Origin of the sequence: Niveispirillum fermenti (genome assembly GCF_048066175.1) — a bacterium.
Lineage (GTDB): Bacteria > Pseudomonadota > Alphaproteobacteria > Azospirillales > Azospirillaceae > Niveispirillum > Niveispirillum fermenti.
The window spans coordinates 44,435-68,468 of sequence record NZ_JBLTXA010000018.1 but is presented as its reverse complement, the minus strand read 5'-3'; the positions used below and the strand labels follow the sequence as shown (position 1 = coordinate 68,468).

Annotated in this window: 19 protein-coding genes; 10 read left to right on the top strand and 9 right to left on the bottom strand. The window is 66.1% G+C overall.

All coding sequences use genetic code 11. From position 1 onward, the window contains the following. Positions 1 to 27 precede the first annotated feature (27 nt). Positions 28 to 2,427, bottom strand: coding sequence for a Tex family protein (locus ACM9LZ_RS16970; RefSeq protein ID WP_416620687.1), 2,400 nt, complete (start codon positions 2,425 to 2,427; stop codon positions 28 to 30). 428 nt (positions 2,428 to 2,855) lie between these two features. On the opposite strand from ACM9LZ_RS16970, the gene ACM9LZ_RS16965 reads away from it, so the two are divergent. From ACM9LZ_RS16965 to ACM9LZ_RS16930, 8 genes are all read left to right on the top strand, one after another. Next, positions 2,856 to 5,267 (top strand): heavy metal translocating P-type ATPase, encoded by a 2,412-nt coding sequence (locus ACM9LZ_RS16965; RefSeq protein WP_416620686.1) that lies wholly within the window; start codon positions 2,856 to 2,858, stop codon positions 5,265 to 5,267. A gap of 67 nt (positions 5,268 to 5,334) precedes the next feature. Continuing rightward, positions 5,335 to 5,721 (top strand): Cu(I)-responsive transcriptional regulator, encoded by a 387-nt coding sequence (gene cueR, locus ACM9LZ_RS16960; protein ID WP_416620685.1) that lies wholly within the window; start codon positions 5,335 to 5,337, stop codon positions 5,719 to 5,721. 1,157 nt (positions 5,722 to 6,878) lie between these two features. Then, positions 6,879 to 7,577 (top strand): LuxR C-terminal-related transcriptional regulator, encoded by a 699-nt coding sequence (locus ACM9LZ_RS16955; protein WP_416620684.1) that lies wholly within the window; start codon positions 6,879 to 6,881, stop codon positions 7,575 to 7,577. A 570-nt stretch (positions 7,578 to 8,147) separates the two neighbouring features. After that, positions 8,148 to 8,822, top strand: a complete 675-nt coding sequence (locus ACM9LZ_RS16950; RefSeq protein ID WP_416620683.1) for a helix-turn-helix transcriptional regulator — start codon at positions 8,148 to 8,150, stop codon at positions 8,820 to 8,822. A 317-nt stretch (positions 8,823 to 9,139) separates the two neighbouring features. Beyond that, positions 9,140 to 9,808, top strand: coding sequence for a tetratricopeptide repeat protein (locus ACM9LZ_RS16945; protein ID WP_416620682.1), 669 nt, complete (start codon positions 9,140 to 9,142; stop codon positions 9,806 to 9,808). A gap of 19 nt (positions 9,809 to 9,827) precedes the next feature. After that, on the top strand, positions 9,828 to 11,198 hold the full coding sequence (locus tag ACM9LZ_RS16940) for a PQQ-like beta-propeller repeat protein (protein ID WP_416620681.1): 1,371 nt from the start codon (positions 9,828 to 9,830) through the stop codon (positions 11,196 to 11,198). A 12-nt stretch (positions 11,199 to 11,210) separates the two neighbouring features. Further along, entirely contained in the window at positions 11,211 to 12,635 is a 1,425-nt protein-coding gene (gene der, locus ACM9LZ_RS16935; protein ID WP_416620680.1) for a ribosome biogenesis GTPase Der, read from the top strand. An 85-nt stretch (positions 12,636 to 12,720) separates the two neighbouring features. Then, positions 12,721 to 13,926, top strand: a complete 1,206-nt coding sequence (locus ACM9LZ_RS16930; protein WP_416620679.1) for a hypothetical protein — start codon at positions 12,721 to 12,723, stop codon at positions 13,924 to 13,926. A gap of 92 nt (positions 13,927 to 14,018) precedes the next feature. On the opposite strand, the gene sciP is transcribed toward ACM9LZ_RS16930, so the two are convergent. The 6 genes from sciP to ACM9LZ_RS16900 form a co-directional block, all read right to left on the bottom strand. Further along, entirely contained in the window at positions 14,019 to 14,333 is a 315-nt protein-coding gene (gene sciP, locus ACM9LZ_RS16925; protein WP_416620678.1) for a CtrA inhibitor SciP, read from the bottom strand. 107 nt (positions 14,334 to 14,440) lie between these two features. Next, positions 14,441 to 15,106, bottom strand: a complete 666-nt coding sequence (locus tag ACM9LZ_RS16920) for a flagellar hook assembly protein FlgD (RefSeq protein ID WP_416620677.1) — start codon at positions 15,104 to 15,106, stop codon at positions 14,441 to 14,443. A 28-nt stretch (positions 15,107 to 15,134) separates the two neighbouring features. Further along, positions 15,135 to 17,237, bottom strand: coding sequence for a flagellar hook-length control protein FliK (locus tag ACM9LZ_RS16915; RefSeq protein WP_416620676.1), 2,103 nt, complete (start codon positions 17,235 to 17,237; stop codon positions 15,135 to 15,137). 275 nt (positions 17,238 to 17,512) lie between these two features. Further along, positions 17,513 to 17,956, bottom strand: a complete 444-nt coding sequence (locus tag ACM9LZ_RS16910; RefSeq protein ID WP_416620675.1) for a hypothetical protein — start codon at positions 17,954 to 17,956, stop codon at positions 17,513 to 17,515. Further along, positions 17,953 to 18,303: a rod-binding protein gene (locus ACM9LZ_RS16905; protein ID WP_416620674.1), complete on the bottom strand. Its 351-nt coding sequence runs from the start codon at positions 18,301 to 18,303 to the stop codon at positions 17,953 to 17,955. The genes ACM9LZ_RS16910 and ACM9LZ_RS16905 overlap by 4 nt, the downstream gene beginning before the upstream one ends. Further along, on the bottom strand, positions 18,303 to 19,445 hold the full coding sequence (locus tag ACM9LZ_RS16900) for a flagellar basal body P-ring protein FlgI (RefSeq protein WP_416620673.1): 1,143 nt from the start codon (positions 19,443 to 19,445) through the stop codon (positions 18,303 to 18,305). Before ACM9LZ_RS16900 ends, ACM9LZ_RS16905 begins: the two co-directional genes overlap by 1 nt. Before the next feature lie 287 nt (positions 19,446 to 19,732). Between ACM9LZ_RS16900 and ACM9LZ_RS16895 the strand changes: the two genes are divergently transcribed. Both ACM9LZ_RS16895 and dksA read left to right on the top strand, forming a co-directional pair. Continuing rightward, positions 19,733 to 20,152 (top strand): flagellar assembly protein FliX, encoded by a 420-nt coding sequence (locus ACM9LZ_RS16895; RefSeq protein WP_416620672.1) that lies wholly within the window; start codon positions 19,733 to 19,735, stop codon positions 20,150 to 20,152. Between the two features lie 211 nt (positions 20,153 to 20,363). Beyond that, on the top strand, positions 20,364 to 20,795 hold the full coding sequence (dksA, locus tag ACM9LZ_RS16890) for an RNA polymerase-binding protein DksA (protein ID WP_416620671.1): 432 nt from the start codon (positions 20,364 to 20,366) through the stop codon (positions 20,793 to 20,795). A 118-nt stretch (positions 20,796 to 20,913) separates the two neighbouring features. Here the strand turns inward: dksA and ACM9LZ_RS16885 are convergent, their stop codons facing one another. Beyond that, a complete protein-coding gene (locus tag ACM9LZ_RS16885) occupies positions 20,914 to 22,365 on the bottom strand; it encodes a mannitol dehydrogenase family protein (RefSeq protein WP_416620670.1) in 1,452 nt (483 codons plus the stop codon). Continuing rightward, positions 22,366 to 23,898, bottom strand: coding sequence for a UxaA family hydrolase (locus tag ACM9LZ_RS16880; protein WP_416620669.1), 1,533 nt, complete (start codon positions 23,896 to 23,898; stop codon positions 22,366 to 22,368). Positions 23,899 to 24,034 lie beyond the last annotated feature (136 nt).

Here is a 24,034-nt window from a genome sequence, read left to right as displayed (position 1 = left end):
GGCAAATTTCGGGGGAACCTGACGGCCCTACCGCTTGCCCTTCGCCTTGGCGGCTGCGAAGGCGGCGGCAAAGACGCTGTCGGCCGGGACCGGTGCGGGCGATGGGGCTGGGGCTGGCTGTTTGCGGGGCGCGTTGGTCTGCTGGCGCGGCGGTCCGCTGCGCCTTTCGTCCCGGCGGCCATCCTCGCGCCGCTGGTCGTCACGCCGTGGATCCCCGGACCGGACGGGGCCGCGGTCGGGCCGGGCGGCGGGTGCGGGACGCTCGTCCAGCTTCATGGTCAGCGCAACGCGCTTACGCTTCAGGTCCACCTCCAGCACCTTGACCTTCACGATGTCGCCGGCCTTGGCAACCGTGTGCGGGTCCTTCACGAAGCTGTGGGAAAGCTGGCTGATATGGACCAGCCCATCCTGATGCACGCCGACATCGACAAAGGCGCCGAAGGCGGTGACGTTGGTCACCACGCCTTCCAGCACCATGCCGATCACCAGATCCTTCAGTTCCTCCACCCCGTCCTTGAAGGTCGCGGTCTTGAATTCCGGGCGCGGATCGCGGCCGGGCTTTTCCAGTTCGCGCAGGATGTCGGTCACGGTGGGAAGGCCGAACCGCTCGTCGGTGAAATCGGCCGGGTCCAGCGACTGCACGAAGGCCACGTCGCCGATCAGCTTCGACAGCGGCCTGCCAGTCCTGGTCAGGATGCGTTCCACCACGGGATAGGCTTCCGGATGGACGGACGATCCGTCCAGCGGGTTCTCTCCGTCGCGGATTCGCAGGAAGCCGGCCGCCTGTTCGAAGGCCTTGGGCCCCAGGCGCGGCACGTCCAGCAATTGCCGGCGGCTGCGGAAGGCGCCCTTCTCGTCGCGCAGCGCCACCACATTCCTGGCAACACTTTCCGACAGGCCCGACACGCGGGCCAGCAGCGGCACCGATGCGGTGTTCAGGTCGACGCCGACGCCATTCACGCAATCCTCCACCACGGCGTCCAGGGCGCGGGACAGTTTGGCGGGGCTGACATCATGCTGATACTGGCCGACACCGATCGATTTGGGATCGATCTTGACCAGTTCGGCCAGCGGGTCCTGCAGGCGCCGGGCGATGGACACGGCGCCGCGAAGCGACACGTCCAGCTTGGGAAATTCCAGGGCCGCCACCTCCGACGCGGAATAGACGGAGGCGCCGGCTTCCGAAACCATCACCTTGGTCAGGCGATGGTCGGGCAGGCGGGCGATCAGATCGGCGGCCAGCCGGTCGGTCTCGCGGCTGGCCGTGCCATTGCCGATGGCGATCAGGTCGACGTCATGGCGCTTGACCAGAGCGGCCAGTACCGCCAGCGAGCCTTCCCAGTCGCGGCGCGGTTCGTGCGGGAACACGGTGGCCGTGTCCAGCAGCTTGCCCGTGGCGTCCACCACGGCCACCTTCACGCCGGTGCGGATGCCAGGGTCCAGGCCCAGCGTGGCGCGCTGCCCGGCCGGCGGCGCCAGCAGCAGGTCCTTCAGATTGCGGCCGAACACGTGGATGGCCTCATCCTCGGCCTTTTCCCGCAGGACATTCAGCAGGTCCAGTTCCAGGTGCAGGGAAATCTTTGTCTTCCAGGCCCAGCGGCAGCAATCGGACAGCCAGCGGTCACCCGCCCGGCCCCGGTCCTGGATGTTGAAGGCGGCGGCGATCAGGCCTTCGGCCGGGTGCGGTGTACCGGCCGGCGGCTCGTCGCCGACCGCCAGCTTCAGGTCCAGCACGCCGGCGGCCCGGCCGCGGAACAGGGCCAGCGCCCGGTGCGAGGGCATCTTGCCCACGGGCTCGCTGAAATCGAAATAATCGCTGAATTTGGCCCCTTCCTCGGCCTTGCCCTCCACCAGGGCGGAAACGACCCGGCCCTGCGCCTGGGCGAAGTCGCGCAGGCGGCCGACCAGGCCCGCATCCTCGCCCATCCGTTCCACCAGGATGGCGCGGGCACCTTCCAGGGCGGCCTTCACATCCGCCACGCCCTTGTCGGCGTCGACGAAACCGGCCGCCTCCGTTTCCGGCGACAGGGTCGGCGTGGCCAGCAGCCGGTCGGCCAGCGGCTCCAGCCCGGCCTCGCGCGCGATCATGGCCTTGGTGCGGCGCTTGGGCCGATAGGGCAGATAGAGATCCTCCAGCCGGGTCTTGGTGTCGGCCTCCTCGATCTGCTTCAGCAGGTCGGGGGTCATCTTGCCCTGTTCATTGATGCTGGCCACGATCGTGGCGCGGCGTTCCTCCATCTCCCGCAGATAGCGCAGCCGTTCCTCCAGCGTGCGGAGCTGGGTATCGTCCAGCCCCCCCGTCGCTTCCTTGCGGTAGCGGGCGATGAAGGGAACCGTTGAGCCCTCGTCCAGCAGGGCAACCGTCGCCTCGACCTGGGCCGGGCGGACGGAAAGCTCGTTGGCAATGCGGTGGGCGATGGACAGCATGAACCGAACCCTTGGGGCAATGACCGGGGTTGCGGTCATAGCGCATCGGGCCGGGCGGGAAAAGCATCCAGGCGGGATAGGCGGGATGGCCGCCGGCCCCGATCGGCCCCGACACCAGCGCAGGACAGACCAGCGTTGGCGGCCCCGGCTCTTAACCAATCCATAACGGTCCCGGCTTATAACCCGTGTTCAGCAACATCTTCTGTTGTTTCCCTCCCAGAAGTTCCCGCCTTCAAACCCCGCCGTTTCCAACGGCGGGGCTTTTTTTGGCCTTGACCCTCCCATGATGGGAAGGTCCAGAACGGGAAGCGATGCCGATGCTTGCGGGATTCCGGCGGGCCTTGCCCCAGGTCAATGCGCGGCCCCACCCTGATCCTGTCTGCTTGCGGCCATTCACGGACCGGTCATTCCTGGCCGGGGGGAGATGAATGATGTTGTCCAGCATCCTGTCCCTGCCCGTCACGGGCATGCGTTGTGCGGCCTGTGCTGCCCGCGTGGAAAAGGCCGTGCAACAGGTGGCAGGCGTGGCTTGGGTCAATGTCGACCTGGCCGGGGGGAAGGTGATTGTCACGCCCGCGTCCGATGCCGGGCCGTCGCTGCCGGCCGCGATTGTGGAGGTATTGTCGCAAGCCGGATACCCAGCACGCACCGACAGCCATCGCTTGGCATTGACGGGGCTGCGCTGTGCGTCCTGCGCCGTCAGGGTGGAAAAGGCGCTGCGCGCCGTGCCCGGTGTCATCGATGTGACCATCTCCCAGCCCACGGGCATCGCCCTTGTGGACGGTGCGGGCGTGGATCGCATCGATTTGGCGGCGGCCGTGACGGATGCCGGTTATGGCGTGGCGATGGCGGAGGACGCGCCGTTCCCCACCGCCGGTCCTGTGCCGGAAGCGGGCGGGACCGTCGCCGCTGGCCCCGGCCGCACCCTGGCCGATACAGCCTGGCGGGGGGAAGGCGCGCGGGCGGGTGTGGCCTTGGCACTCTGCCTGCCACTGCTGTCGCCGATGCTGGGAGGGCCGGCCTTGCCGCCGCTGGCCCAGTTGGCGTTGGGGTCCATCGTGCAGTTCGGGCTGGGCTGGCCCTTCTACCGGGGGGCGTGGCGGGCCTTGCGCCACGGAACCGCAAGCATGGATGTGCTGGTGGTGCTGGGCACGCTGGCCGGCTGGGGCCTGTCCGGCTGGCTGCTGCTGACCGCCCATCCCGGTCACATGCCCCATCTTTACTATGAGGCATCGGCTGTCATCATCGCGATGCTGCTGCTGGGCCGCTGGCTGGAGGACCGGGCCCGGCGCAGGACGGGGGCCGCCATCGAGGCCCTGATGGCCCTGCGCCCGCAGGTGGCCCGCATCCGCCGCGACGGTGGGGAGCAGGTGCTGCCGCTGGAACAGGTGCGGCGTGGCGATGTCGCCCTGGTCCGTCCGGGAGAGGTGGTGCCTGTGGATGGCGCCATTCTGGAAGGGGAGACCCATCTGGATGAAAGCATGATCACGGGCGAAAGCCTGCCGGTGGCGCGGGGGCCGGACGGGCGGGTGACGGGAGGCGCCATGAACCTGGACGGGTTCATCGCCGTGCGCGCCGACGCGCTGGGGGCCGACAGCACCCTGTCCCGCGTCATCCGCATGGTGGAGGCGGCCGGCGCCGCCAAGGCGCCCATCCAGCGTCTGGTGGACAAGGTCAGTGCCGTTTTCGTGCCCGTGATCCTGGTCCTGGCGATCCTGACCCTGGCCGGCTGGCTGCTGGCCGGGGTGGGGCTGGAACGGGCGATGGTCAATGCCGTGTCCGTCCTGGTCATCGCCTGTCCCTGTGCGCTGGGACTGGCCACACCCACGGCGCTGATGGTGGGCATGGGGGTCGCCGCACGCGCCGGCATCCTGATCCGGGATGCCGAGGCGTTGGAACGTGCCCGCGACATCACCTGTGTGGCTTTCGACAAGACGGGGACGCTGACGGACGGGAAACCGGCCGTGCTGGCGGTGCGCCGGGCGGCGGGGCTGGGGGAAGCGGATATTCTGCGCCTTGCCGCTGCGCTGCAGGCCGGCAGCGCCCACCCCCTGGCCCGCGCCGTGTTGGATGCCATGCCCGATGTTCCGGCCGCGGCGACCGTCCGCACCCTGGCCGGCCGTGGGGTGGAGGGGCGGGCCGACGGGCGCGCCCTGCTGCTGGGCAATGAACGGCTGATGGTTGAGCGTGGCATCGATATCGGTGTGCTGGCCGCGGCGGCGGCCGACCCGGCCGTGCGGGGCCGCACCCTGTCCTATCTGGCGGCGGACGGGCAGGCGCTGGGCCTGATCGCCTTTGGTGACAGGGTCAAGCACACGGCGCCGGCCGCCATCGCCCGGTTGCGGGCGCTGGGCGTGCGCAGCATCATGCTGACGGGGGATAGTCAGGGGGCGGCCGCGGCCGTTGCCGCCGGTCTGGGGCTGGATGATGTCCAGGCCGGTCTTTTGCCGGAGGATAAGGGAGCGGCTCTGGCCCGGTTGAAATCCGCCGGCAATGTCGTGGCGATGGTGGGGGATGGTATCAACGATGCCCCGGCCTTGGCCGCCGCCGATATCGGCATCGCCATGGGCACGGGCACCGATATCGCCATGCGTGCGGCCGGGGTGACACTGATGCGCGGCGATCCGTCCCTGGTGGCCGATGCCATCGCGGTTTCACGCCGGACGGTGATCAAGATCCGTCAGAACCTGTTCTGGGCCTTCATCTATAATGTGGTGGGGGTGCCGTTGGCCATGGCGGGCTTGCTCAATCCGATGCTGGCCGGCGCGGCGATGGCGCTGTCCAGCGTCTGTGTCGTCACCAATGCCCTGACGCTGCGCCGCTGGCGCCCCGGAGGATGATATTGTCGGTCAAAAGGTTTGGCCAGAACACGATCATTCATGCCGACGGTAAAAGGAAGGAGGTCCCATGAATATCGGCGAGGCGGCCCGCACGTCGGGCGTGTCGGCCAAGATGATCCGGCATTATGAAGCGATCGGCCTGATTCCGTCGGTGGCCCGCACGGCGGGCGGCTACCGCATCTATGACACGGCCGACATCCACGCCCTGCGCTTCATCCGCCATGCCCGTGACCTTGGCTTCCCGCTGGCCGATCTGGATGGGCTGCTGCGCCTGTGGCGCGACCGGTCGCGGAGCAGCGGCGAGGTCAAGAAACTGGCGCTCGCCCATATCGACACGCTGGATCGCAAGATCGCGGAGCTGCAGGCCATGCGCGCCACCCTGCGACAACTCGCCGACCGCTGCCATGGCGATGACCGGCCGGATTGCCCCATCCTGGAAGGGCTGGCGGGGTAGCACACCGCCATAGATTGCCAATCCCCGTCCGGTCGCTCCACCGATCGGCCGCCGGGTCGTGGATTGTCCCGTCCATACCGATGGCCATTGCCGTAAATCATTGAATTTGATGGCCCTAGACATGTCCCACAGGAACCGCTTGTCTGTTTCGCCAATAATTTGCGCATGCATGGCCCCGCCGCGCCCTGGGCGGGTATTGTCTGCATATGTGCCTATTTCATGCTGTCCGGAATAAAACTGCTTGACGATCCCCGGCATTTGAAAGAAATAGTCCTCACGCAGGTCGGTGCCGTCAGCTTGTTGCGCAAGCGGGGTTGGTGGCGCGCCTTGGCAGCGGCCAAAAGAAAAGGCCGCTACGAGAGCGGCCTGAGTTTAGGGAGGAAACGCCCGATAAGGGCAAGCAGCACAACGTGCTGCGATGCACAATATGACTCCGTTACCGGTATCGTGCAAGTGCCAAGACGACCCCCACCCCATGGCAGGGTCGTGGGCAGGGTCGTGACGATGGTTACCGGTGGACATTTCCCGCGCTATATCGCCGCGGCCCCCGGAATCCCCGATACTTCCCCCTGCATTCCCCAAACGGGCTAAGCCCTTACACTTGAAGGGCGATTCAGGTATCCGCGACATGGCGCCACCGTGCCTGGGTATGGTGCAGTGCAAAAGAAGCCATGTTACAGGGCTTGCGTTGCCCTGCGTCTGGCGCATGGGTGTAGCGATGCGCCCGACCCCATTTCTCCGCGGCGCCGGCACCTCCTCCGCCCCTTAGGGTTCCGCCTGTTCAGATGACAAGGCTTGTCCGCTTGGGGCGTGTGCCGGTGGTTGGGTTTCATTGAAACGAAATTAGGGCCAATTTTCAAATAAGGCACACCATTTTTCTTATGACAGAGTAACTATCACCCTCGGCCGTAAGTAAATGATTATGGAACTTCAGGTTCGGAAAAAGGACACATCCGCGGCCTAAATCGGGCGATTCTGTGGCCATTAGGCTGTTATATGCCTAAAGTAAACGCGAATTAATGCCTTCGAAGGGTGTTGGTCTCGTTCGCTTGAGGCTATTCTCTGAAGGGATTGAACTTGCCCATGGCCAGACTACCCACGACCGGGAGGGACTTGCCAGGCGATCGGGCGCCACGGGCTGTGCTGGAGTGAGCGATATGGAGATGCAGAGCGTCATTCTGATCGACGTGAACAAGTTGTTCCGCGAGGGGTTGGCCCGGCTGCTGCTGGATGTGCCGTTCAGCGTGGCGGGCGAATATGGCAGTGCGGACGAAATTCTGGCGCTCGACCAGCCGAAGGCCGACCTGATCCTGATCGATCCGGGTGAGGACCCGTCCGCCCTGGCCCAGATCGCCCGGGTCCGGCGGCATGTGCCCGGCGCCCTTGTCGTCATCCTGACGGCCAGCCTGTGTGCCCGCCGCCTGACCGGGGCGCTGGAGGCCGGCGCTGCCGGCTATCTGCTGAAGGACATGTCGGCGGAGGCGCTGGCCCAGTCGCTGAAACTGGTCATGATGGGGGAGAAGGTCTTTCCGACGCATCTGGCCGATCTGCTGGTCGCTGGCCAGGTCCAGTCGCCGCCGTCTGAATTGAATACCCTGCGAAAGGGGTTGTCCCAGCGGGAAATGCAGATCCTCCGCTGCCTGATCGATGGCGACAGCAACAAGGTGATCGCCAACGCATTGGGGATCACCGAGGCCACGGTGAAGGTCCATCTCAAAAGCCTGCTGCGCAAGATAAACGCCGTGAACCGTACCCAGGCCGCGATCTGGGCCATGAACAATGGAATCGGGCAGAGTGATTCTGTCACGGCGGCGAACTCCGACCAGGCCGAAGAGGCTGTCGGGGCCACGGCTTGAGCGTCCCCATCCCCTGTCGTTATGGGTGTCGCGTTTACGAACGCCGTGCCCACGGCAGGGCATATGGCTGATGCTAGTCCCACATAATCGTATGTTTTCAATTGCATGGTGGCGACTTCAAATGAAGTCGCCACCTGTTTTTCTTCGGCGGGGCGGCTCCTGTGCGCTATCCTGACGCATAGCATGTTGCCGGGGCATTACCTTTTAAAAAAAATCCATTAGAATTGGCGGTCAAGGGGCGCATAGCCTCGTGGCGGTGAAAAATTTCTGCGGATTTCAGGTAAATCCCGTGGAAAGAATAGAGGATGCATGTTCATGATTTGGTCAGAAAACTGAAAGTATACTCCCACCCTTGGGGGTTGGGGTCGCCTTGCGACCTGCGGTTGGTCGCCGGTGGCGATGCCGGCCTCCCATGGACGGAGGCAGCACCGGCGGTTATCCGCCGCTCTTGCCAAGTTCATCATGGGCGCTGCATAAAATTGTAGGAAGCAGAAAGCTCGTGTATAGTGGGGAAAATCTGGTGTCCCGCATCCATGGCAGGTTGCGGATTGAGCCTAGAGGCCGTAAGCAATGCGTCTTATACTGATCGATCATGAAGCTGCCTTCGTCACCCGTGTCCGGCAACTTGTCCGCCGGATCAATGGGGTGGAGGCGGTGGATGAGGTGCCGGACCTGGCCGAGTTGCGCCGTTATGCGCAGGCATATCCCGATGCGGAACTGGTGGGCCTGGTGTCGATCACCATGGCGGCGCGCGGCATCATCAAGGAATTCGTGCAGCATTGCCCGCAGGTGCCGCTGGTGGCCATCGGCGGCAATGATCCCGACCGTATGCGGGCGGCGCTGGGCGAGGGCGCGCGCGCCTATGTCCGGCGCAGCGATGTGGCCGACGAACTGGCCAACGCGCTGGACGTCGTTCGCGATGGCGGGGTGTTCGTGCCGCCCGTCGTGGCCATGCGGCCGGGCGGGGAGCCCCTGATGACGGTTGCAGGCCCGGTACCGGCCGGTTTCTTCCGTGAGGATGCGGGCAAGCAACTGACCCCGCGCCAGCGTGAGATCCTTTCCATGATCCGCACCGGCCGCAGCAATCTGGAAATTGCGGAGGCGCTGGATCTGACGGTTGGCACCGTGAAGATCCACATCACCGCCATTTTCAAGGCCCTCGGCGTGCGCAACCGTACCCAGGCGATGGTTGCTGCCGATTGGCTGGACCTGCCCGCCATTGACCCGGTTGCCACCCAGGCGTGATGCCGCTTGCCCGCACTTCCTGTGCGCGACCCGCCGCGGGACGTCGGGGCGGACAATCGGCGGGCGGACAAGGGGCGGGGCGGGCAAGGCATGATGGACCCAGATGGGCGGGCGCAGCCGACAGGCACCGCCCGCCTTCGCTTTTTGCCCTGCAATTGCCAGAAAGCATCGTATGGTGGTGCCGGCCACGCCGCTTGTTATGCCGGGAACCGGCGTGCAAGTGGGGTGGCTGCGGGGCAGCCGCCTTGACCGGGGGCGGGGTGTCTGCTATCGCCGCCCTTTGTTCAATCGGTTCGGCGACCGGCCGAGGGTGATGCATGTCCGATATCTTTCGTGAAGTTGACGAAGACCTCCGTCGTGAACAGCTTCTGTCTTTCTGGAAGCGGTATGGCGGTATTGTCATCGGCGCTGCGGTTCTGGTCGTCGCGGCCACGGCCGGCAATGTCGGCTGGAAATACTGGCGTTCGGCCCAGATGGAGAATCGGACGGCGGTGCTGAGCCAGGCGCTGGCGCCGCTTCGGCCGGCGGCGGAAGGCACCGCACCCGATACCAGGGCTGCGGCAGAGGCGCTGTCGCAGGCCGCCGCCAGGCTGGGCGGCGGCCATGCGACCCTGGCCCGCCTGTACGAGGCCGGGCTGCGTGCCCGTGATGGCCAGCGTGACCAGGCCCTGGCGCTTTACGATGCCATCGCCGGTGATGGCGGTGCCGATCCCGCCTTGCGGGACATGGCCTTGCTGCTGTCCGTTCAGCATCAGGCGGATGACGGCGATGCCAAGGCGCTGCGCATCCGGCTGGAGCCCCTGTTGAAGGCGGGCAATGCCTGGCGGGCTTCCGCCCTGGAGACGGCGGCCTTGCTGTCGATCCGTGCCGGCGACATGGTCGACGCCCAGGCGCTGCTGAAGCAGCTTTCCGAGGACAGCACGGCGCCACAGGCGTTGCGCGCCCGTGCCACCGAACTGGCCGCCCTGCACGCGGCGCCGCAATAAGTCCAGGAACCAGGATCAGATGGTCATCACCACCCATTCCACCGCCCCGTCCCGCCGCCCCTACCGGCTGGCCGCCCGGGTGGCCGCGCCGCTGCTGGCCTGCCTGCTGTTGTCGGGCTGCGGCATCACCGACTGGTTCAGCAGTGACGACGATGCGCCCAAGCTGGGCGGCAGCCGCATCTCGGTGCTGCAATTCCAGCAGCAATTGGAAGTCGACCCGCAGGTCGCGGCCACGGAGGTTGCCCTGCCGGAAGCCGTGGTCAATGCCGATTGGGCACAGGCCGGTGGCAATCCCGCCCATAATCCCGGCCATGTGGCGCTGGGCGCCAACCTGAAGCGGGTATGGAGTGCCAGCGTCGAGGGGTCGAGCAGCAGCCGGCGCCTGCTGGCCGGTCCCGTCATCGCCGGGGGCCGTGCCTATGTGCTGGACACCGACTATGATCTGCATGTGCTGGACGCTGCCACGGGCCGGCGTGTCTGGCGCCGCAATGTCCTGCGCGAGAAGCAGGAGGGTTCGGCCTTCGGTGGCGGGGTGGCCGTGCATGGCGGTCGCGTCTACACCACCAACGGGTTCGGTGAAGCCGTCGCGATGGACAGCGAAACCGGCGATGTCGTCTGGCGCCGGCGGATTGCCGGCCCGATTCGCTCCGCTCCCACGGTGCTGGAGGGGCGTGTCTTCGTCTCGGCTGTCGATAATCAGGTGATTTCCCTGTCGGCCGACAATGGCGCGCTGCAATGGTATCACACGGGCTTTCTGGAGCCGGCGGCCCTTCTGGGCGGATCGGCGGCGGCGATCGAGGGTGACACGGCCATTGTGCCCTATTCCTCTGGCGAGCTTTTCGCGCTGCGCGTGGAGAATGGGCGACAGGCCTGGCAGGACAGCCTGGCGGCCTTCCGCCGTGGCGAGAACCTGACGGGTCTGGCCGATATTCGCGGCCTTCCGGTCATCGCCGGCGGCGTGGCCTATGCCATCAGCCATTCCGGCCGCATGGTGGCCGTGGATATCCGGTCGGGCCAGCGGGTCTGGGAACAGGATATCGGCGGCATCACCACGCCGGCCGTGGTCGGGGACTGGATCTTTGTGACGACGAACGATTGCCAGGTCGTCGCCATGACCCGCGCGGATGGCCGTATCCGCTGGATCAGCCAGCTCGACCAGTGGGAAGACCCGGAGGACCGGGAAGACCCGATCCTGTGGACGGGGCCGCTGGTGGCTGGCGGACGGCTGCTGCTGACCAACAATCAGGGCGAGCTGGTGGAACTGTCGCTGTCCGACGGGGGCGTCCAGAAGCGCACGAAGCTGCCCGGCCCTGCGATACAGGCGCCTGTGGTGGCCGGCGAAACGCTGTATATCCTCACGGAGGATGGCGATCTGGTCGCCTATCGGTAACGGAGTATTAGAGTGATCAAGGCCACGCACCGACTGACGGTCGCCATCATCGGGCGACCGAATGTCGGCAAGTCCACCCTGTTCAACCGGCTGGTCGGCAAGAAGATCGCGCTGGTGGACGATACGCCCGGCGTGACGCGCGACTGGCGCGCCGCCGACGGGCGCGTGGGCGGGCTGGAGTTCACCGTGGTCGATACGGCCGGGCTGGAGGATGTGTTCGACAATAGTCTGGAGGCGCGGATGCGCCAGCAGACCGAACGCGCCATCGAAAGGGCCGACGTGGCCCTGTTCCTGGTCGATGCCCGCGCCGGCATCACGGCCATGGACCGGCATTTCGCGGCCTGGCTGCGCAAGGCCGGCAAGCCGACCATCCTGGTCGCCAACAAGTGCGAGGGTGTCGCCGGCCGCCCTGGCCTGCTCGAAGCCTTTGAACTTGGCCTGGGTGAGCCCGTTCCGCTTTCCGCCGAACATGGGGAAGGCATGGCCGATCTGGTCGAGGCGCTGGAACCCTTCATGCCGAAGGAGGACGAGGAGGAGCAGGACGCTGCCGATGCGGCCGAGGCCGACACCTTCTTCGCGGCCGATGACGAGGAGGCTGCGGAGGCCGCCGCCGCCGAGGAGGAGGCCAAGGCCCTCCAGCTTGCCATTGTCGGCCGCCCGAACGTGGGCAAGTCCACGCTGCTGAACGCGCTGGTGCGGGAGGAGCGGGTCCTGACCGGGCCCGAGGCCGGAATGACCCGTGACGCCATCGCGGTGGAATGGGAATGGAAGGGCCGTCCGATCCGTCTGGTCGACACGGCCGGCCTGCGCAAGCGTGCGAAGGTCGATGGCAAGCTGGAGAAGCTGGCCAACCAGGACACGCTGCGCGTCATCCGCATGGCCCATGTCGTGGTTCTGGTGCTGGATGCCGACGGCATCCTGGACAAGCAGGATCTGACCATCGCGCGCTTGGTGGTGGAAGAGGGGCGTGCCCTGGTCATCGCCCTGAACAAGTGGGACGCCGTGGCCGACAAGAATGCCGCGCTGCGCCGGCTTTCCGACCGGTTGCAGACCTCCCTGCCGCAGGTCAAGGGCATTCCCACGGTCACCATCTCCGCGCTGAAGGGACAGCGGCTGGAGGAGTTGCTGGACACGGTGGTGACGGCCTATGGCCTGTGGAACCGCCGCATCCCCACCTCTCAGCTGAACCGCTGGCTGATGGGCATGACGGAAAGCCATCCGCCGCCGCTGGTCGATGGCCGCCGTCTGAAGATCCGCTATATGACCCAGGTGAAAAGCCGGCCGCCGACGTTCGCCCTGTTCGTCAGCAAGCCGGTCGATCTGCCGGAGAATTACGCCCGTTATCTGGTCAACGGGCTGCGCGACAGCTTCGATCTGCCCGGTGTGCCGATCCGCATGCTGTTGCGCAAGGGCAGCAGCAGCAATCCCTTCGACTGAACATACCTTCGTGACCGTTGCGAGAAGTGTTGGCGAAAGGCCATTACCCCATTAGACTATGCCTGATTGGGTAGGGGTGTCGTCGATGCTTTTCGGGGTGAGCTTCTGGGACAGGAAGCGGACCTACGAGGTCTTCCTTCAGAAGGAAGGCCGGTGGCAGTTGCATGTCTTATGCGACGATGAAAAGGACGCCATCGACGAGGCGCGCCACCTGTTGATGACGGGCAAGACGCTGGGCGTGAAGGTGGTGCGCCATCGCACCCTGTCCAGCCTGGTCAGCTCGGAAACCGTGGTTTATGAGGCGACGGCCAATCCGCCGAAGGACAAGCCCCTGACCGTGCTGACCCCCTTCGGGGAGGTGGCGTTGTGCCGGACCGTGGATGATCTTTTCACGGCCGACGGGCGCCGCACCATCGGGCAGGTGCTGCGTGACTATCTGACACGGGTCAACCTGTCCCCGACGGAATTGCTGCATAGTTACAGCCATTTGCGCAAGTTGGGCGAGGTGCAGGGGCTGGTCAATGCCGGCCTGCACCGGGTGGCCGCGGCCCAGGCCGGCACCATGGGCGTACCCGCGAAGGAACGGCTGCAGGTGCTGGACGGGCTGGTCACGCAGGCCCAGCAGAAGGCCCGTGCCTTTGCCGCCGAACGCGCCGGCTATCCTGATTGCAAGGGTGGCGACCTGGGCCCGCTCAGCGGCTTCATCCTGGACAAGGTCGGGATGGACCATCACGATTATGTGCTGGCCGCCCTGATCAGCGTCTGGCTGTTCGAACAGCGGTCGCTGCTGGCAAAGGTGGAGGTGCTGGCCGCAGTGGCACAGCAGAATCTGGAAAACGGGCTGGTCCGGCAGGTGGATGCCATCCTGGCCGACATGCTGTCATTTGCCACTGTCGTGCAGGAATTGTTCGCACCAAACCCCAATCTGGGCACGGCCCTGATGCAGATGGGGGCCGTGATACTCTGCCGCAAGGCGGCGGTGGAGCGGCTGACGAACCCGTCCCTGCGAATGATCGCGGAATTGATCCGGCAGGGGCATCTGCCGCAAAGTCAGGGCGCGCTGGCGGAACGCCTGCTGCGCGAGATCGGCAGTGACCGCCCCCTGGACCAGCGGGCCCCGGATCAGGAAGGGGCATTGCTGGATCAACTCGTCGCGTCGCTGACGGGGGATGACGGAACCATCCTGGGCGGGGACAGCACCCATAAATCGGTCGAACGCCGCCGTCTGCGACAGCGCCAGGAACTGCTGCGCGCCCAGGGACTGCACAGCGTCGCCGATAATCTGCGCTGAACGCCCGCCGTATGGTGGGATGCCCCCGTCAACGGGGAGGGCGGCATCACGCGAACCAGAAAGAAGGTGCGCCGCGCCGCCCCGGAACCGCTTCAGAATGGCCGCCGGCGATAATCCTGCAGGCGGGTGACGCGCAGGGCCTGCACGCCATGCCGGTCGATGGTTTCCTGCCAGGAATTGAATTCCTCTTCCGACAGGCCGTAACGCTGGCAGGCGTCCGCGACGCTCAACAATCCCGCGCGCACGCCCGCGACCACCTCGGCCTTGCGCCGCATGACCCAGCGGCGGGTATCCGGGGGGGGCAGGTCGTCCAGGGTCAGGCGGTCGCTGCCCGCCTCAATCTTGGCCACCTCGCCGCCCGACTCTGCGCGCAGACGTGTCGTCGCGGCCTTGTTGAGGGGTTTCATGGTGGATCTTACCTCCGATCACTGGTGTTCAGTCATCGATAGGCCAACCACCTTTAAGAAACAGTGAAGGCAATGCGGAAAGCATACATTTGCGATCATTCTATCCATCAAGGGGCGACGGAAAGAACATTGTCAGTGGTGACATACATCTCACCCAGTGCCAGATAGGGCTTGCCCGCCGTCATATCGACACCCGTAACGCGACCGAAGGACATGACGACGGAATTGACGGCCTTGCCGTTGGCATCGGTGGCCTTCACCTCCACCTTGTAGGCACCATCCTTCATCTGCTCGCCACTTTCATTCTTGCCGTCCCAGACGACTTCCTGCGTGCCGGCTGTCTTGGTCAGGGTCAGGGTGCGAACCACCTTGCCGGTCTTGCCGTCGGAAATTTCCATGACGGAGGTGGCGGCCGGCACATCGGTGGAGACATTCATCTTCGCTGATCCATCCTGCAGAGGCACGCCGTTGGACTGCACCTCCACCATGCGCCCCATATAGCTCAATGACTGATTGATTTCGCTATTGTTGATGGCGCCCAGAATATTGTCCAGTTTCTGGTTGGACTGGATTTGCTGCTCGACCTGTGAATATTGGACAAGCTGCTTGGTGAATTCCGCCGTGTCGGTCGGCTGCAGCGGGTCCTGGTTCTTGAGCTGCGAGGTCAGCAGCGTCAGGAATGTTTCATAATTGGATGTGAGCGAACTGAATGCCGACTGTCCGGCATTGTTCGCCCCCGTATTGGTGTTGTTGTTGACGCCGGAGATCGACATGGCAGGGCCTTCCCGTCAAGGGTGCTGATCAAACCCTGACATCCAACCGCCCCAGTTCCAGAATCTGGGTCTGGGCGATTATTGCCGGGTCCTGTTCCTCTGCTTCAACAGAAGCAACTACCGTGCCAGCCGGACCGTCATTCTGGTCGCGCTGGCGTTCCTGGGCCTGTTCACCCTGATCGTGCAGGGAGAAGGACAGGCTGTCCTGGTCCGCCGTCAGGCCGGCTTCCTGCAGGGATTTCACAAGGTCTTTCACATCCTTTTGCAGCATTTCCAGGGTCTGCGGGCTTTCCGCGATCACCTTGGCCCGCAGGCGGCCTTCGGCGCCGATCTCAAGCTGGACATCGATGCGACCCAGATCGAGGGGGCGAAGCTGGATGGACAGCCGGTCTGTCCCGTCCTGGACGGCCCGCTGGACCTGGATGGCCATCTGCTGCGTGGGGGGCATATAGACGCCGGGGCGGTGCGGGGCGGTGGTGGCGCGCAGCGACTGGGCGAAGTCGGGGCCCTGCGCCTTGCCGGGGTCGGCAGCATGGAGGTTGGTGGGGGTGGCGTCTGCCGTATCGGCCATGCCCGAACCGCTATCCGGGTGGCCATCACTACCGGCAGTGCCGCTGTTTGCGCTGTCCGTCGCCGCACCCACCGCCCGGACCAGCAGATTGTCTGCCGTCCGGTCCGGGGCCGGGCCATTCTGGTCCGGTCGGGGCTGGACCTGATTTTGCCCGGCATTTTGTGCCGCGCCTGCCAGGCCGGCCTTGTCGGCCGCCTCCGCATCATCCTTGACATGCAGCGGGGCCAGCATGCGCTGGTTGGTCACCCCGTGGGTTTCAGCCTCATCGACGCTGGCCGCGGGCTCGATTTCCACCGTCGCGGGGGTCACATCCCCTTCGGCCTGGGCCGCTGCCGGTCTGGCGGTGACCGTCAGGGGCTGGCCCGCCTCATGGGAAGGGGCGTGCGCACCCTCCTTGCGAACGGGGGACGGGGCTTGCGTGCCTTCCGTCTCTCCCGCCATCACGGTGGTGCTGCCGGCCGGTTCGTCGGCCCTGTCATCGGAAGGCGTAGCGGTTGCGGGCGGGATCGCCATGCCGGCATCCGTGGTGCCCGGCACATGTTTGGCCGTGGCGGTGCCATGGCCAGCCGTGGCTGACAGGGCGGGGCCGGCCGATGTCGGCATATGGGTGCCGGGTGCCGGCGCACCGGTTTCCAGGGTCGTTCCGGCGATGGTTTGTGTGACCGGTACGCCGGGCGTCCCGTTCTCCGGCTGCATGGGGTCCCCAGTGGCCATGGTGGTGTCCGGACCCTCGCTGCCGGCGGCCATACCTTGCACACGGGGGATGACCGGTGCGGTGGTCTGGCCGTGGGGTGCGGGGGAAGATGGCGCCGCCCCGGCCTGAAGGCCCGGTGCGAGACCGGCGCCCTCGGCCGGCATGGGTGTGCCCAGCCGGCTTGGGATGCTGTCGGGCCGCAAGGTGGGGATCACCGGGGCCGGCCGGCCGTCAATGGCGGCAGGCGTGACATCCTTTCCGGGCCCAGGTTGCGTTGTCACATCCCCTTGCAGCAGGGCCAGCGCTGTGGCCGCGTCGCTTTGCGTCATCGCCCCGGTCATCACCAGCGCCGCCGCCGGGTCCGCCACGACCGGTGTCCCGGCCGATCCGTCACCCTCACCGTTGGCGGCGCCCGCGGCATCCGTGTCCTCGACCTCCTCGCCGGCTTCCGGTGTCTTGAAGGCCGTGGCCAGTTCATTGAGGAAGGCGGTGACCTCCTCGCTCATTTCCTGCCCGGCCAGCATGCCGCCATCCATCAGGAACAGGCCGGACTGGCCCCAGCGCTGCGATGCTTCGCCCAGGGGGCGGCCGTTCTGCAGGATGCCGCCGCCTGGAGAGCGCAAGGCTGTGCCGGCCATCAGCATCGGCGCGCCGCCGGCATTCTCCATCCCGTCGGTCCGTGCCGCGTCAAGAGACCCGCCGCCCGCGCTACCCGTCAGGTTCAGGAAATTGGCCAGCAACTGGTTGAAGCGGTCCGACGCCTCCTGCCCGTCCCCGCGCAGACCGTCAGCCGTCAGGCCGGCGCCGCCGATGGACAGGGCCGTGGGAGAGGCCGCCGACGATGCGGGAAGGGCAAAGATGTCCATGAATGGTGCTCCTGCGCTGGAAACCAAGGGGACCAAGCATCTATCGTGCCAACAGAAACCCCTTGGATTCTGCGGCATTCACGGGACCTTCCGGCAGTGTCGGCCGGCAGAAGCTGCCCGGTGGCGAGGGCAAGCCTTGCCGGGTCCGGCGGCCTTGTCGTTGATGGCGTTGCACGCACTCACCCCACCGCCCGTTGCGCGGGTAAGGGGGGACTGCACGGTCGGCCGATCCGGCCGCCGTCCGTTCAAGGAAATGACACCGCAGCGCGGGTAGATCAGAAGGAGCGGTTGTACGCCATCGACGGTGCGCCCTTGCGGGTATAGGCGGCCGGCATCACCGCACCGCCGCGGCGCGTATACATGCCATCGTCGGCACGGGCCTTGTTGATGGCGTTGACCAGGGTGTTGACGGTGGATTGCGTGACCTGCGTTGCCGCGCGGACCAGCCGGGCATGTTCCAGCGTGGCGTCCACGAACCGGTCGCTGGCCTCCTTCAGGGTGCGCTTGCACTCGTCGCTGAGCATGCGCAGGCTTTCCGCTTCGGCGCGGAAGGAACGGACGCAATCCTCATAGGTGCGCACGACCAGCGGCTTCCTGTCGGCCACGACGGTCAGGGCCGGGATGTCGCGGCGGCGGATGGCGTCATTCTCCTCCTGGAACAGCTCGGTCAGGCGGCTCATGGTCTGGACCAGGGTGGCCACGCGGGGATCGGTGGTCATGGCGTGTCCTTCTTGGTTGATTGTTCCTGCATGCGGATCATCTCCGCCATCACCTGATCGGCGAGGCCCAGGCCACCGGCCCGGGCGATCTGCTTGCCATATTCCTCGACCATCATGCCGCGCCAGGTGTTCTCTGCCTCGCCGCCGCCGAACGTGTCATCGGCTTCCACGCCCTGCCACATCTGCGACAGCATCTGCGACAGGAACACGGCCTCGAATTCCTGTGCCGCCTTGCCCACGTCCTGGACGCCGGGCTTGCCGCCCTGGCCGGTGGCCCTGTTCAGCCCTCCGCTTTGTGCCAGGGCCTGCATATCGAAACCGGGGGTGGACAGCTTCACTTCCGACATCACATCACCTCGATCTCAGCTTGCAGCGCACCGGCCGCCTTGATGGACTGAAGGATGGCGATCATATCACGCGGGCCGACGCCAAGCGCGTTCAGGTTATGCACCAGTTCCTGAAGCGACACCCCGGCCGGCATGACGGCCAGCTTGCGGTCGGCACCTTCGTCCACCTGGATGTCGGTGCGCGGCACGACCACGGTCTGTCCACCCTGGCTGAGGGGGGCCGGCTGGGACACCTGCGGCGTCTCGGTGATGCGGATGGTCAGGTTGCCCTGGGCGATGGCCACCGTGCTGATGCGCACATTCTCGCCCATCACGATCACACCCGATGCCTCGTCGATGACGACGCGGGCGATCTGGTCGGGCTGCACGCGCAACTGTTCGACATCGCGCAGGAAGCTGACAAGATCGGCCTTGCGTGGCATCGGCACGTCGATGAGGATGGAAGTCGGGTCGGTGGCGCGGGCCGTCTGTGGCCCGAAATTGGTGTTGATTGCCTCGGCGACGCGCACGGCGGTCGTGAAGTCCGGGTTGCGCAGGGACAGGCGCAGATAGGGCAGGTCGGTCAGCGCGAAGTCGATCTCGCGCTCCACGATGGCGCCGCCGGCGATACGGCCGCTGGTCGGCACCCCGCGGGTGATGGAGGCGCCGGCCCCCTGCGCCGCAAAGCCGGATATGGCGACGGCCCCCTGCGCCACGGCATAGACCTCGCCATCGGCGCCCAGCAGCGGCGTCACCAGCAGGGTGCCGCCCTGGAGGTTCTTGGCGTCCGCCATGGCGGCCACGCTGATATCGATGCGGGCCCCTTGCGAGGTGAAGGGGGGAAGGGTGGCTGTGACCATGACGGCCGCGACATTCTTGGTGCGGATCGTGTCGCCGCGGACATTGACACCCAACCGCTCCAGCATGCCGATCAGGCTCTGTTCGGTGAAGGGGGAATTGTTGATGGTGTCGCCCGTGCCGTTCAGGCCGACGACCAGGCCATAGCCGATCAGCATGTTGTCGCGCACGCCCTCGACATCGGCGATGTCCTTGATTCGGCTCTGCGCATGCGCCATGCCGGGGGTCATCAGGACCAGCGCCGTCAGCAGGGCGGCGGCCATCCGGCCGATACGGGTCCTGGCTTTGTTCGCGGGCGTCACCATGGTCGTCATTCCGATCTGTCGCTCGGGGCTTCGGTTCGGGGACAGTTCGTCCCTTCTCGGTCGGTCAAGCAGAATGCGAGAAACATGCCAATGGCGGCATTGCACGCCTTTCGGGCCGGTGGATCAATATCTGCCGGCCTGTACAAAGGGGCAGGCCATCCGTCGGGGCAAAAATTGCCCTAGGACGGGAAGGCGCTGGGGTGATACCTATATTCAACCGGCAGCCGCGTCCCCATATATGGGAATGGCGATGCCATCCGACCGCAGGAAAAGCCACCGTCCACGCCATGAAGATCGAGGGTCCCGCCTCCGCCCGTCCCGGCCAGGTCAAGAAAGCCACCCGTAGCGGCGGCGGCGATTTCCTGCGCCATATTCCGGGAGAGGACGGGGACGATGGCGTGTCCCGTTCATCGGGAACGCAATCGGCATCCGGCATCAACCCCCTTTTCGCCCTGCAGGAAGTGGACGATGCCCTGTCCGGCAAGAAGCGCCGGGCCCAGGCGCGGGGTGAGGATATCCTGGACCGGCTGGACGAGTTGCGCCTGGGCCTGTTGACCGGGCGCTTCCCCGTGGAAAAACTGCACGAGCTGGTGCGCATGGTCCAAAGCCGGCGTGAGGATCTGGATGATCCGCGCCTTGCGGAGATTCTGGACGAGATCGACCTCCGGGCTCAGGTGGAAATCGCCAAACTGACACAGCAGGCCTGACCACCCGCTGCGCCGTGGTCATGGAGGCCCGCAGGCCACTCCGCTTTCGCACCATGCTGCGGGCTGATATATGACCAGTGGGATAGGTGTTCCGGAAATTGTTTCGATTCAGCACATTAGAAGTTTGAGGCCATTATTCTCGGCTGTTGCGGGCCGCGCGCACTCTCCATATACTCCGCGCCGTTTCCAGGCCCAGGATCGGACCAGACAAATGTCGTCGACTACCTCGCCTTTGCTCCCCCCCGGTTACCGCCCGTCGGAAGACGAGGATTACATGAACCCCGTCATGCGGGAGTTCTTCCGGCAGAAGCTGCTGCAATGGCGTGCCGAGCTTTTGCGGGAATCATCAGAAACCCTGAATAGCCTGCACGAGGATGGCGGGTTGCAGGAACCGGACATCGCCGACCGTGCGACACTGGAAACGGACCGGGCGCTGGAACTGCGCACCCGTGATCGGGAGCGCAAGCTGATCTCCAAGATCGATGCGGCGCTTCAGCGAATCCATGATGGTGAGTACGGCTATTGCGAGGAGACGGGGGAGCCGATCGGCGTTCGCCGTCTGGAGGCGCGGCCCATCGCCACGCTGAGCCTGGAGGCGCAGGAGCGCCATGAACGCATGGAGCGCACCCATCGCGACGATTGAGCCGCCTGATGGCGCCCCGGTAATCGGGCAGATGTCCTCCCTCTGATGAAGCAAGGGCCGGCGGATCGCTCCGCCGGCCCTTCTTTTGTCCGATACCGGCGATAATGCGCCGGGCGGTTCAGATGCGGGTGATGGCCTCCTTCACCCCGCCATCCAGAAGCGCATAGGCGCGTTCCAGGGCGGCGCGAAAGGCGGTGTTGCCGGTCAGGGCCGGCGGAAACACCTGTTCCAGGGTGAAGAAGCAGGATATGTCCGCATGCGCGTTGCCGGTGCAGCCGCGTCCGATGGTCAACAGCATGTCGGCCAGCGGGTCGGTCAGCTTGTCCCCCGCGGCCGCCTTGGCCCGGATGAACCGCATCCAGGCGGCGACGGGCAGGGCCAGCTTGTCCACGGCCGCCCCGGCGGCCAGCCGGTCGGCGATGGTGCCGAACAGCCGGAAGGGCAGCTTGGCCGACCCGTCCCAGGCGATCTGGGACAGCAGATGGCGGATGCCGGGGTTGGCGAACCGTGACAGGATGGCATTGATATAGGCGTCGTAATCGATGCCGGCATCGGGCGACAGGGTGGGCTTGATATCTTCCAGCATCAGGCGGCGGACGAAGCCGGCGAGGTCCGGATCGGCCATGGCGTCGGCCACGCTTTCAAAACCCGCCAGGCTGCCCAGATAGGCCAGGGTGGAATGCGGGCCGTTCAGCAGGCGCAGCTTTGCCCGGTCATAGGCGCTGACATCACGGGTCAGCGTCACGCCGATGGCTTCGAAATCGGGCCGGATATTGCAGAAATGGTCTTCGATCACCCATTGGGTGAAGCGTTCCCGCTGGATGGGCCAGGCGTCCGACAGGCCCGTTTCGGCCGTCACGCGGGTGCGCAGCGCGTCGTCGGTCGCCGGGGTGATGCTGTCCACCATGGTGCGGGGAAAGGCCACCGCCGTCCGGATCCAGGCGGCCAGCGCTGCATCCTGGCGTTCGGCCAGGCCCGCCACGGCCCGGCCCAGCTTGTGTCCATTATCGACCAGGTTGTCGCAGGATACCACGGTGAAGGGGGCGGTGCCGGCCCCATGGCGGCGGCGCAGGCCTTCGACCAGATGGCCGACCAGGCTGGCGGGGTTGCGCGGGTCGGCCACATCATGGGCGATGTCGGGATGGTCGAAATCCAGCGAGCCGTCGCCCTTCAGGCAGTATCCCTTCTCTGTGACCGTCATGGTGACCATGACCGTGGCGGGATCGGCCAGCCGGTCCAGCAGGGCCGGCCGGTCGGCGGGGCCGGCCAGCGTCTCCTTGATGGCGCCGATGACGCGATAGCGCGTTTCGCGCTCCAGTTCCGCCAGGATATAGAGATTGTCCTGCGGGCGCAGCGCGTCGCGCACATCGGTGCTGCGCAGCGCGGCGGCGCAGATGGCCCAGTCGCCGCCCCGGCCCAGCGCCTCATCGAAATAAAAGGCCTGATGGGCGCGGAAGAAGGCGCCGGGGCCGAAATGCACGATGCCGATCCCGGCCTTGTCCCGGTCATAGGCGGGGCGGGCCACGTCGCTGCTCAGCAGGTCCAGGTTGGCGGCGGAAAGGGACGGCATTTACAGGGTCACTCCGTTCTTCCAGATGGCAATCTCGCGCTGGCCGTTCTTCTCGGCCCGTGTAGCCTGACCGGAAGCCGTGGCCAGGATCAAGGACCAAAGCGCATCGGCGGCATGGTCGGACCCGGTATCGGACAGGGCCGATCCCGCGTCGAAATCGATCCAGTTCGGCTTTTGCCGGGCAAGCGTGCCGTTGGAGGCGATCTTCAGCGTCGGGGCGGGAAAGCCCAGCGGCGTTCCGCGTCCCGTGGTGAACAGGATCACCGTCGCGCCCGCTGCCGTCAGGGCCGTGGCGGATACGCCGTCATTGCCCGGCGCCGCCAGCAGGGTCAGCCCCCGGTGGCGCAGGCGTCCGCCATAGGCGATCACGTCGGCCAGCGGCGCCCGGCCGCCCTTCTGCACGGCACCCAGCGACTTTTCCTCCAGCGTGGTGATGCCGCCCGCGATGTTGCCGGGGGACGGGTTCTCATAGACCGGCTGGTCATGGTCCAGGAAGTAGCGCTTGAAGCCGTTGACGACATCGACGACGCCCTCGAACACGGTTTCATCAACGGCCCGGCGCATCAGAAGTTCCTCCGCCCCGAAAATCTCCGGTATCTCGGTCAGGATGGCGCTGCCGCCGGCGGCCGTCACCCGGTCGGCCATGCGGCCCACCAGCGGGTTGGCCGTCAGGCCGCTGAACCCGTCCGATCCGCCGCATTTCAGGCCGATGGCGAGGTCCGACGCGGGGCAGGGGACACGCCGGTCCTGTGCGGCGATGGCCACCAGCTCGGCCACGGCCTGCAACCCGTCCTCCACCTCGTCGCTGCTCTGCTGCGCCGTGAAGGCGCGCAGGCGGCCGGCATCGATGCCCGGCGCATCGCGCAGCAGCCTGTCCAACTGGTTGGACTCGCAGCCCAGCCCCAGCAGCAGCACGCCACCGGCATTGGGATGCTGGGCCAGCGCGCTGATGATGGCCTTGGTATGGGCCAGGTCGTCGCCCAGCTGTGAACAGCCGAACGGATGGGGGAAGGCGACGACACCGTCCACCTGTCCCGCGAAACGGGTCGATGCCAGTGCTGCGATGCGTTCCGCGGTGCGGCCGACGCAGCCGACCGTACAAAGCACCCAGATCTCGTTGCGTGTGCCCACGCGCCCGTCGGCCCGGCGATAGCCCATGAAACTGCCGGCGTCACGCGACAGCGCCGACCAGGCGGCATCGGTGCCCGCCGGTTCGTGGCGATAGTCGAGCGTGCCCGTCAGCCCCGTCGACAGGTTGTGGCTGTGGACATGGTCGCCGGCGGCGATGCCAATGGTGGCACGGCCGATGGGCCAGCCATATTTGTGAACCGCTTGTCCGGATTGAAGCGCGCGCAGGGCGAACTTGTGCCCCCGCGGGATATCGGCGGCCAGTTCCACGACCTGTCCCCCCACCTGTACCCTTTCCCCCCTGCCCAGCGAACGGACTGCCACGGCCACGTCATCCGCCGGGTCGACCCGATGGGCCGGGGGCAGGTCATCCACCACCGGGGCGGGAGGTTGCGCGCAACTCATTTTCGCATCATCCTTCGGAAAACGGCCGGCGGGGGCTGGGTATCGGGATTTATTTGCCCGTCCGCGCGTCTCGGTCATTGCAATTGACACCGGTTACCAGATAAAATCAAGGGGTCAGGTGGCGTCCAAGACCACC

Excerpts from the sequence above, each read along its gene's own strand:
- ACM9LZ_RS16970 (WP_416620687.1), bottom strand. The coding sequence starts at position 2,427 with ATGCTGTCCATCGCCCACCGCATTGCCAACGAGCTTTCCGTCCGCCCG.
- ACM9LZ_RS16965 (WP_416620686.1), top strand. The coding sequence starts at position 2,856 with ATGATGTTGTCCAGCATCCTGTCCCTGCCCGTCACGGGCATGCGTTGT.
- cueR (WP_416620685.1), top strand. The coding sequence starts at position 5,335 with ATGAATATCGGCGAGGCGGCCCGCACGTCGGGCGTGTCGGCCAAGATG.
- ACM9LZ_RS16955 (WP_416620684.1), top strand. The coding sequence starts at position 6,879 with ATGGAGATGCAGAGCGTCATTCTGATCGACGTGAACAAGTTGTTCCGC.
- ACM9LZ_RS16950 (WP_416620683.1), top strand. The coding sequence starts at position 8,148 with ATGCGTCTTATACTGATCGATCATGAAGCTGCCTTCGTCACCCGTGTC.
- ACM9LZ_RS16945 (WP_416620682.1), top strand. The coding sequence starts at position 9,140 with ATGTCCGATATCTTTCGTGAAGTTGACGAAGACCTCCGTCGTGAACAG.
- ACM9LZ_RS16940 (WP_416620681.1), top strand. The coding sequence starts at position 9,828 with ATGGTCATCACCACCCATTCCACCGCCCCGTCCCGCCGCCCCTACCGG.
- ACM9LZ_RS16930 (WP_416620679.1), top strand. The coding sequence starts at position 12,721 with ATGCTTTTCGGGGTGAGCTTCTGGGACAGGAAGCGGACCTACGAGGTC.
- sciP (WP_416620678.1), bottom strand. The coding sequence starts at position 14,333 with ATGAAACCCCTCAACAAGGCCGCGACGACACGTCTGCGCGCAGAGTCG.
- ACM9LZ_RS16920 (WP_416620677.1), bottom strand. The coding sequence starts at position 15,106 with ATGTCGATCTCCGGCGTCAACAACAACACCAATACGGGGGCGAACAAT.
- ACM9LZ_RS16915 (WP_416620676.1), bottom strand. The coding sequence starts at position 17,237 with ATGGACATCTTTGCCCTTCCCGCATCGTCGGCGGCCTCTCCCACGGCC.
- ACM9LZ_RS16910 (WP_416620675.1), bottom strand. The coding sequence starts at position 17,956 with ATGACCACCGATCCCCGCGTGGCCACCCTGGTCCAGACCATGAGCCGC.
- ACM9LZ_RS16905 (WP_416620674.1), bottom strand. The coding sequence starts at position 18,303 with ATGTCGGAAGTGAAGCTGTCCACCCCCGGTTTCGATATGCAGGCCCTG.
- ACM9LZ_RS16900 (WP_416620673.1), bottom strand. The coding sequence starts at position 19,445 with ATGGTGACGCCCGCGAACAAAGCCAGGACCCGTATCGGCCGGATGGCC.
- ACM9LZ_RS16895 (WP_416620672.1), top strand. The coding sequence starts at position 19,733 with ATGAAGATCGAGGGTCCCGCCTCCGCCCGTCCCGGCCAGGTCAAGAAA.
- dksA (WP_416620671.1), top strand. The coding sequence starts at position 20,364 with ATGTCGTCGACTACCTCGCCTTTGCTCCCCCCCGGTTACCGCCCGTCG.
- ACM9LZ_RS16885 (WP_416620670.1), bottom strand. The coding sequence starts at position 22,365 with ATGCCGTCCCTTTCCGCCGCCAACCTGGACCTGCTGAGCAGCGACGTG.
- ACM9LZ_RS16880 (WP_416620669.1), bottom strand. The coding sequence starts at position 23,898 with ATGAGTTGCGCGCAACCTCCCGCCCCGGTGGTGGATGACCTGCCCCCG.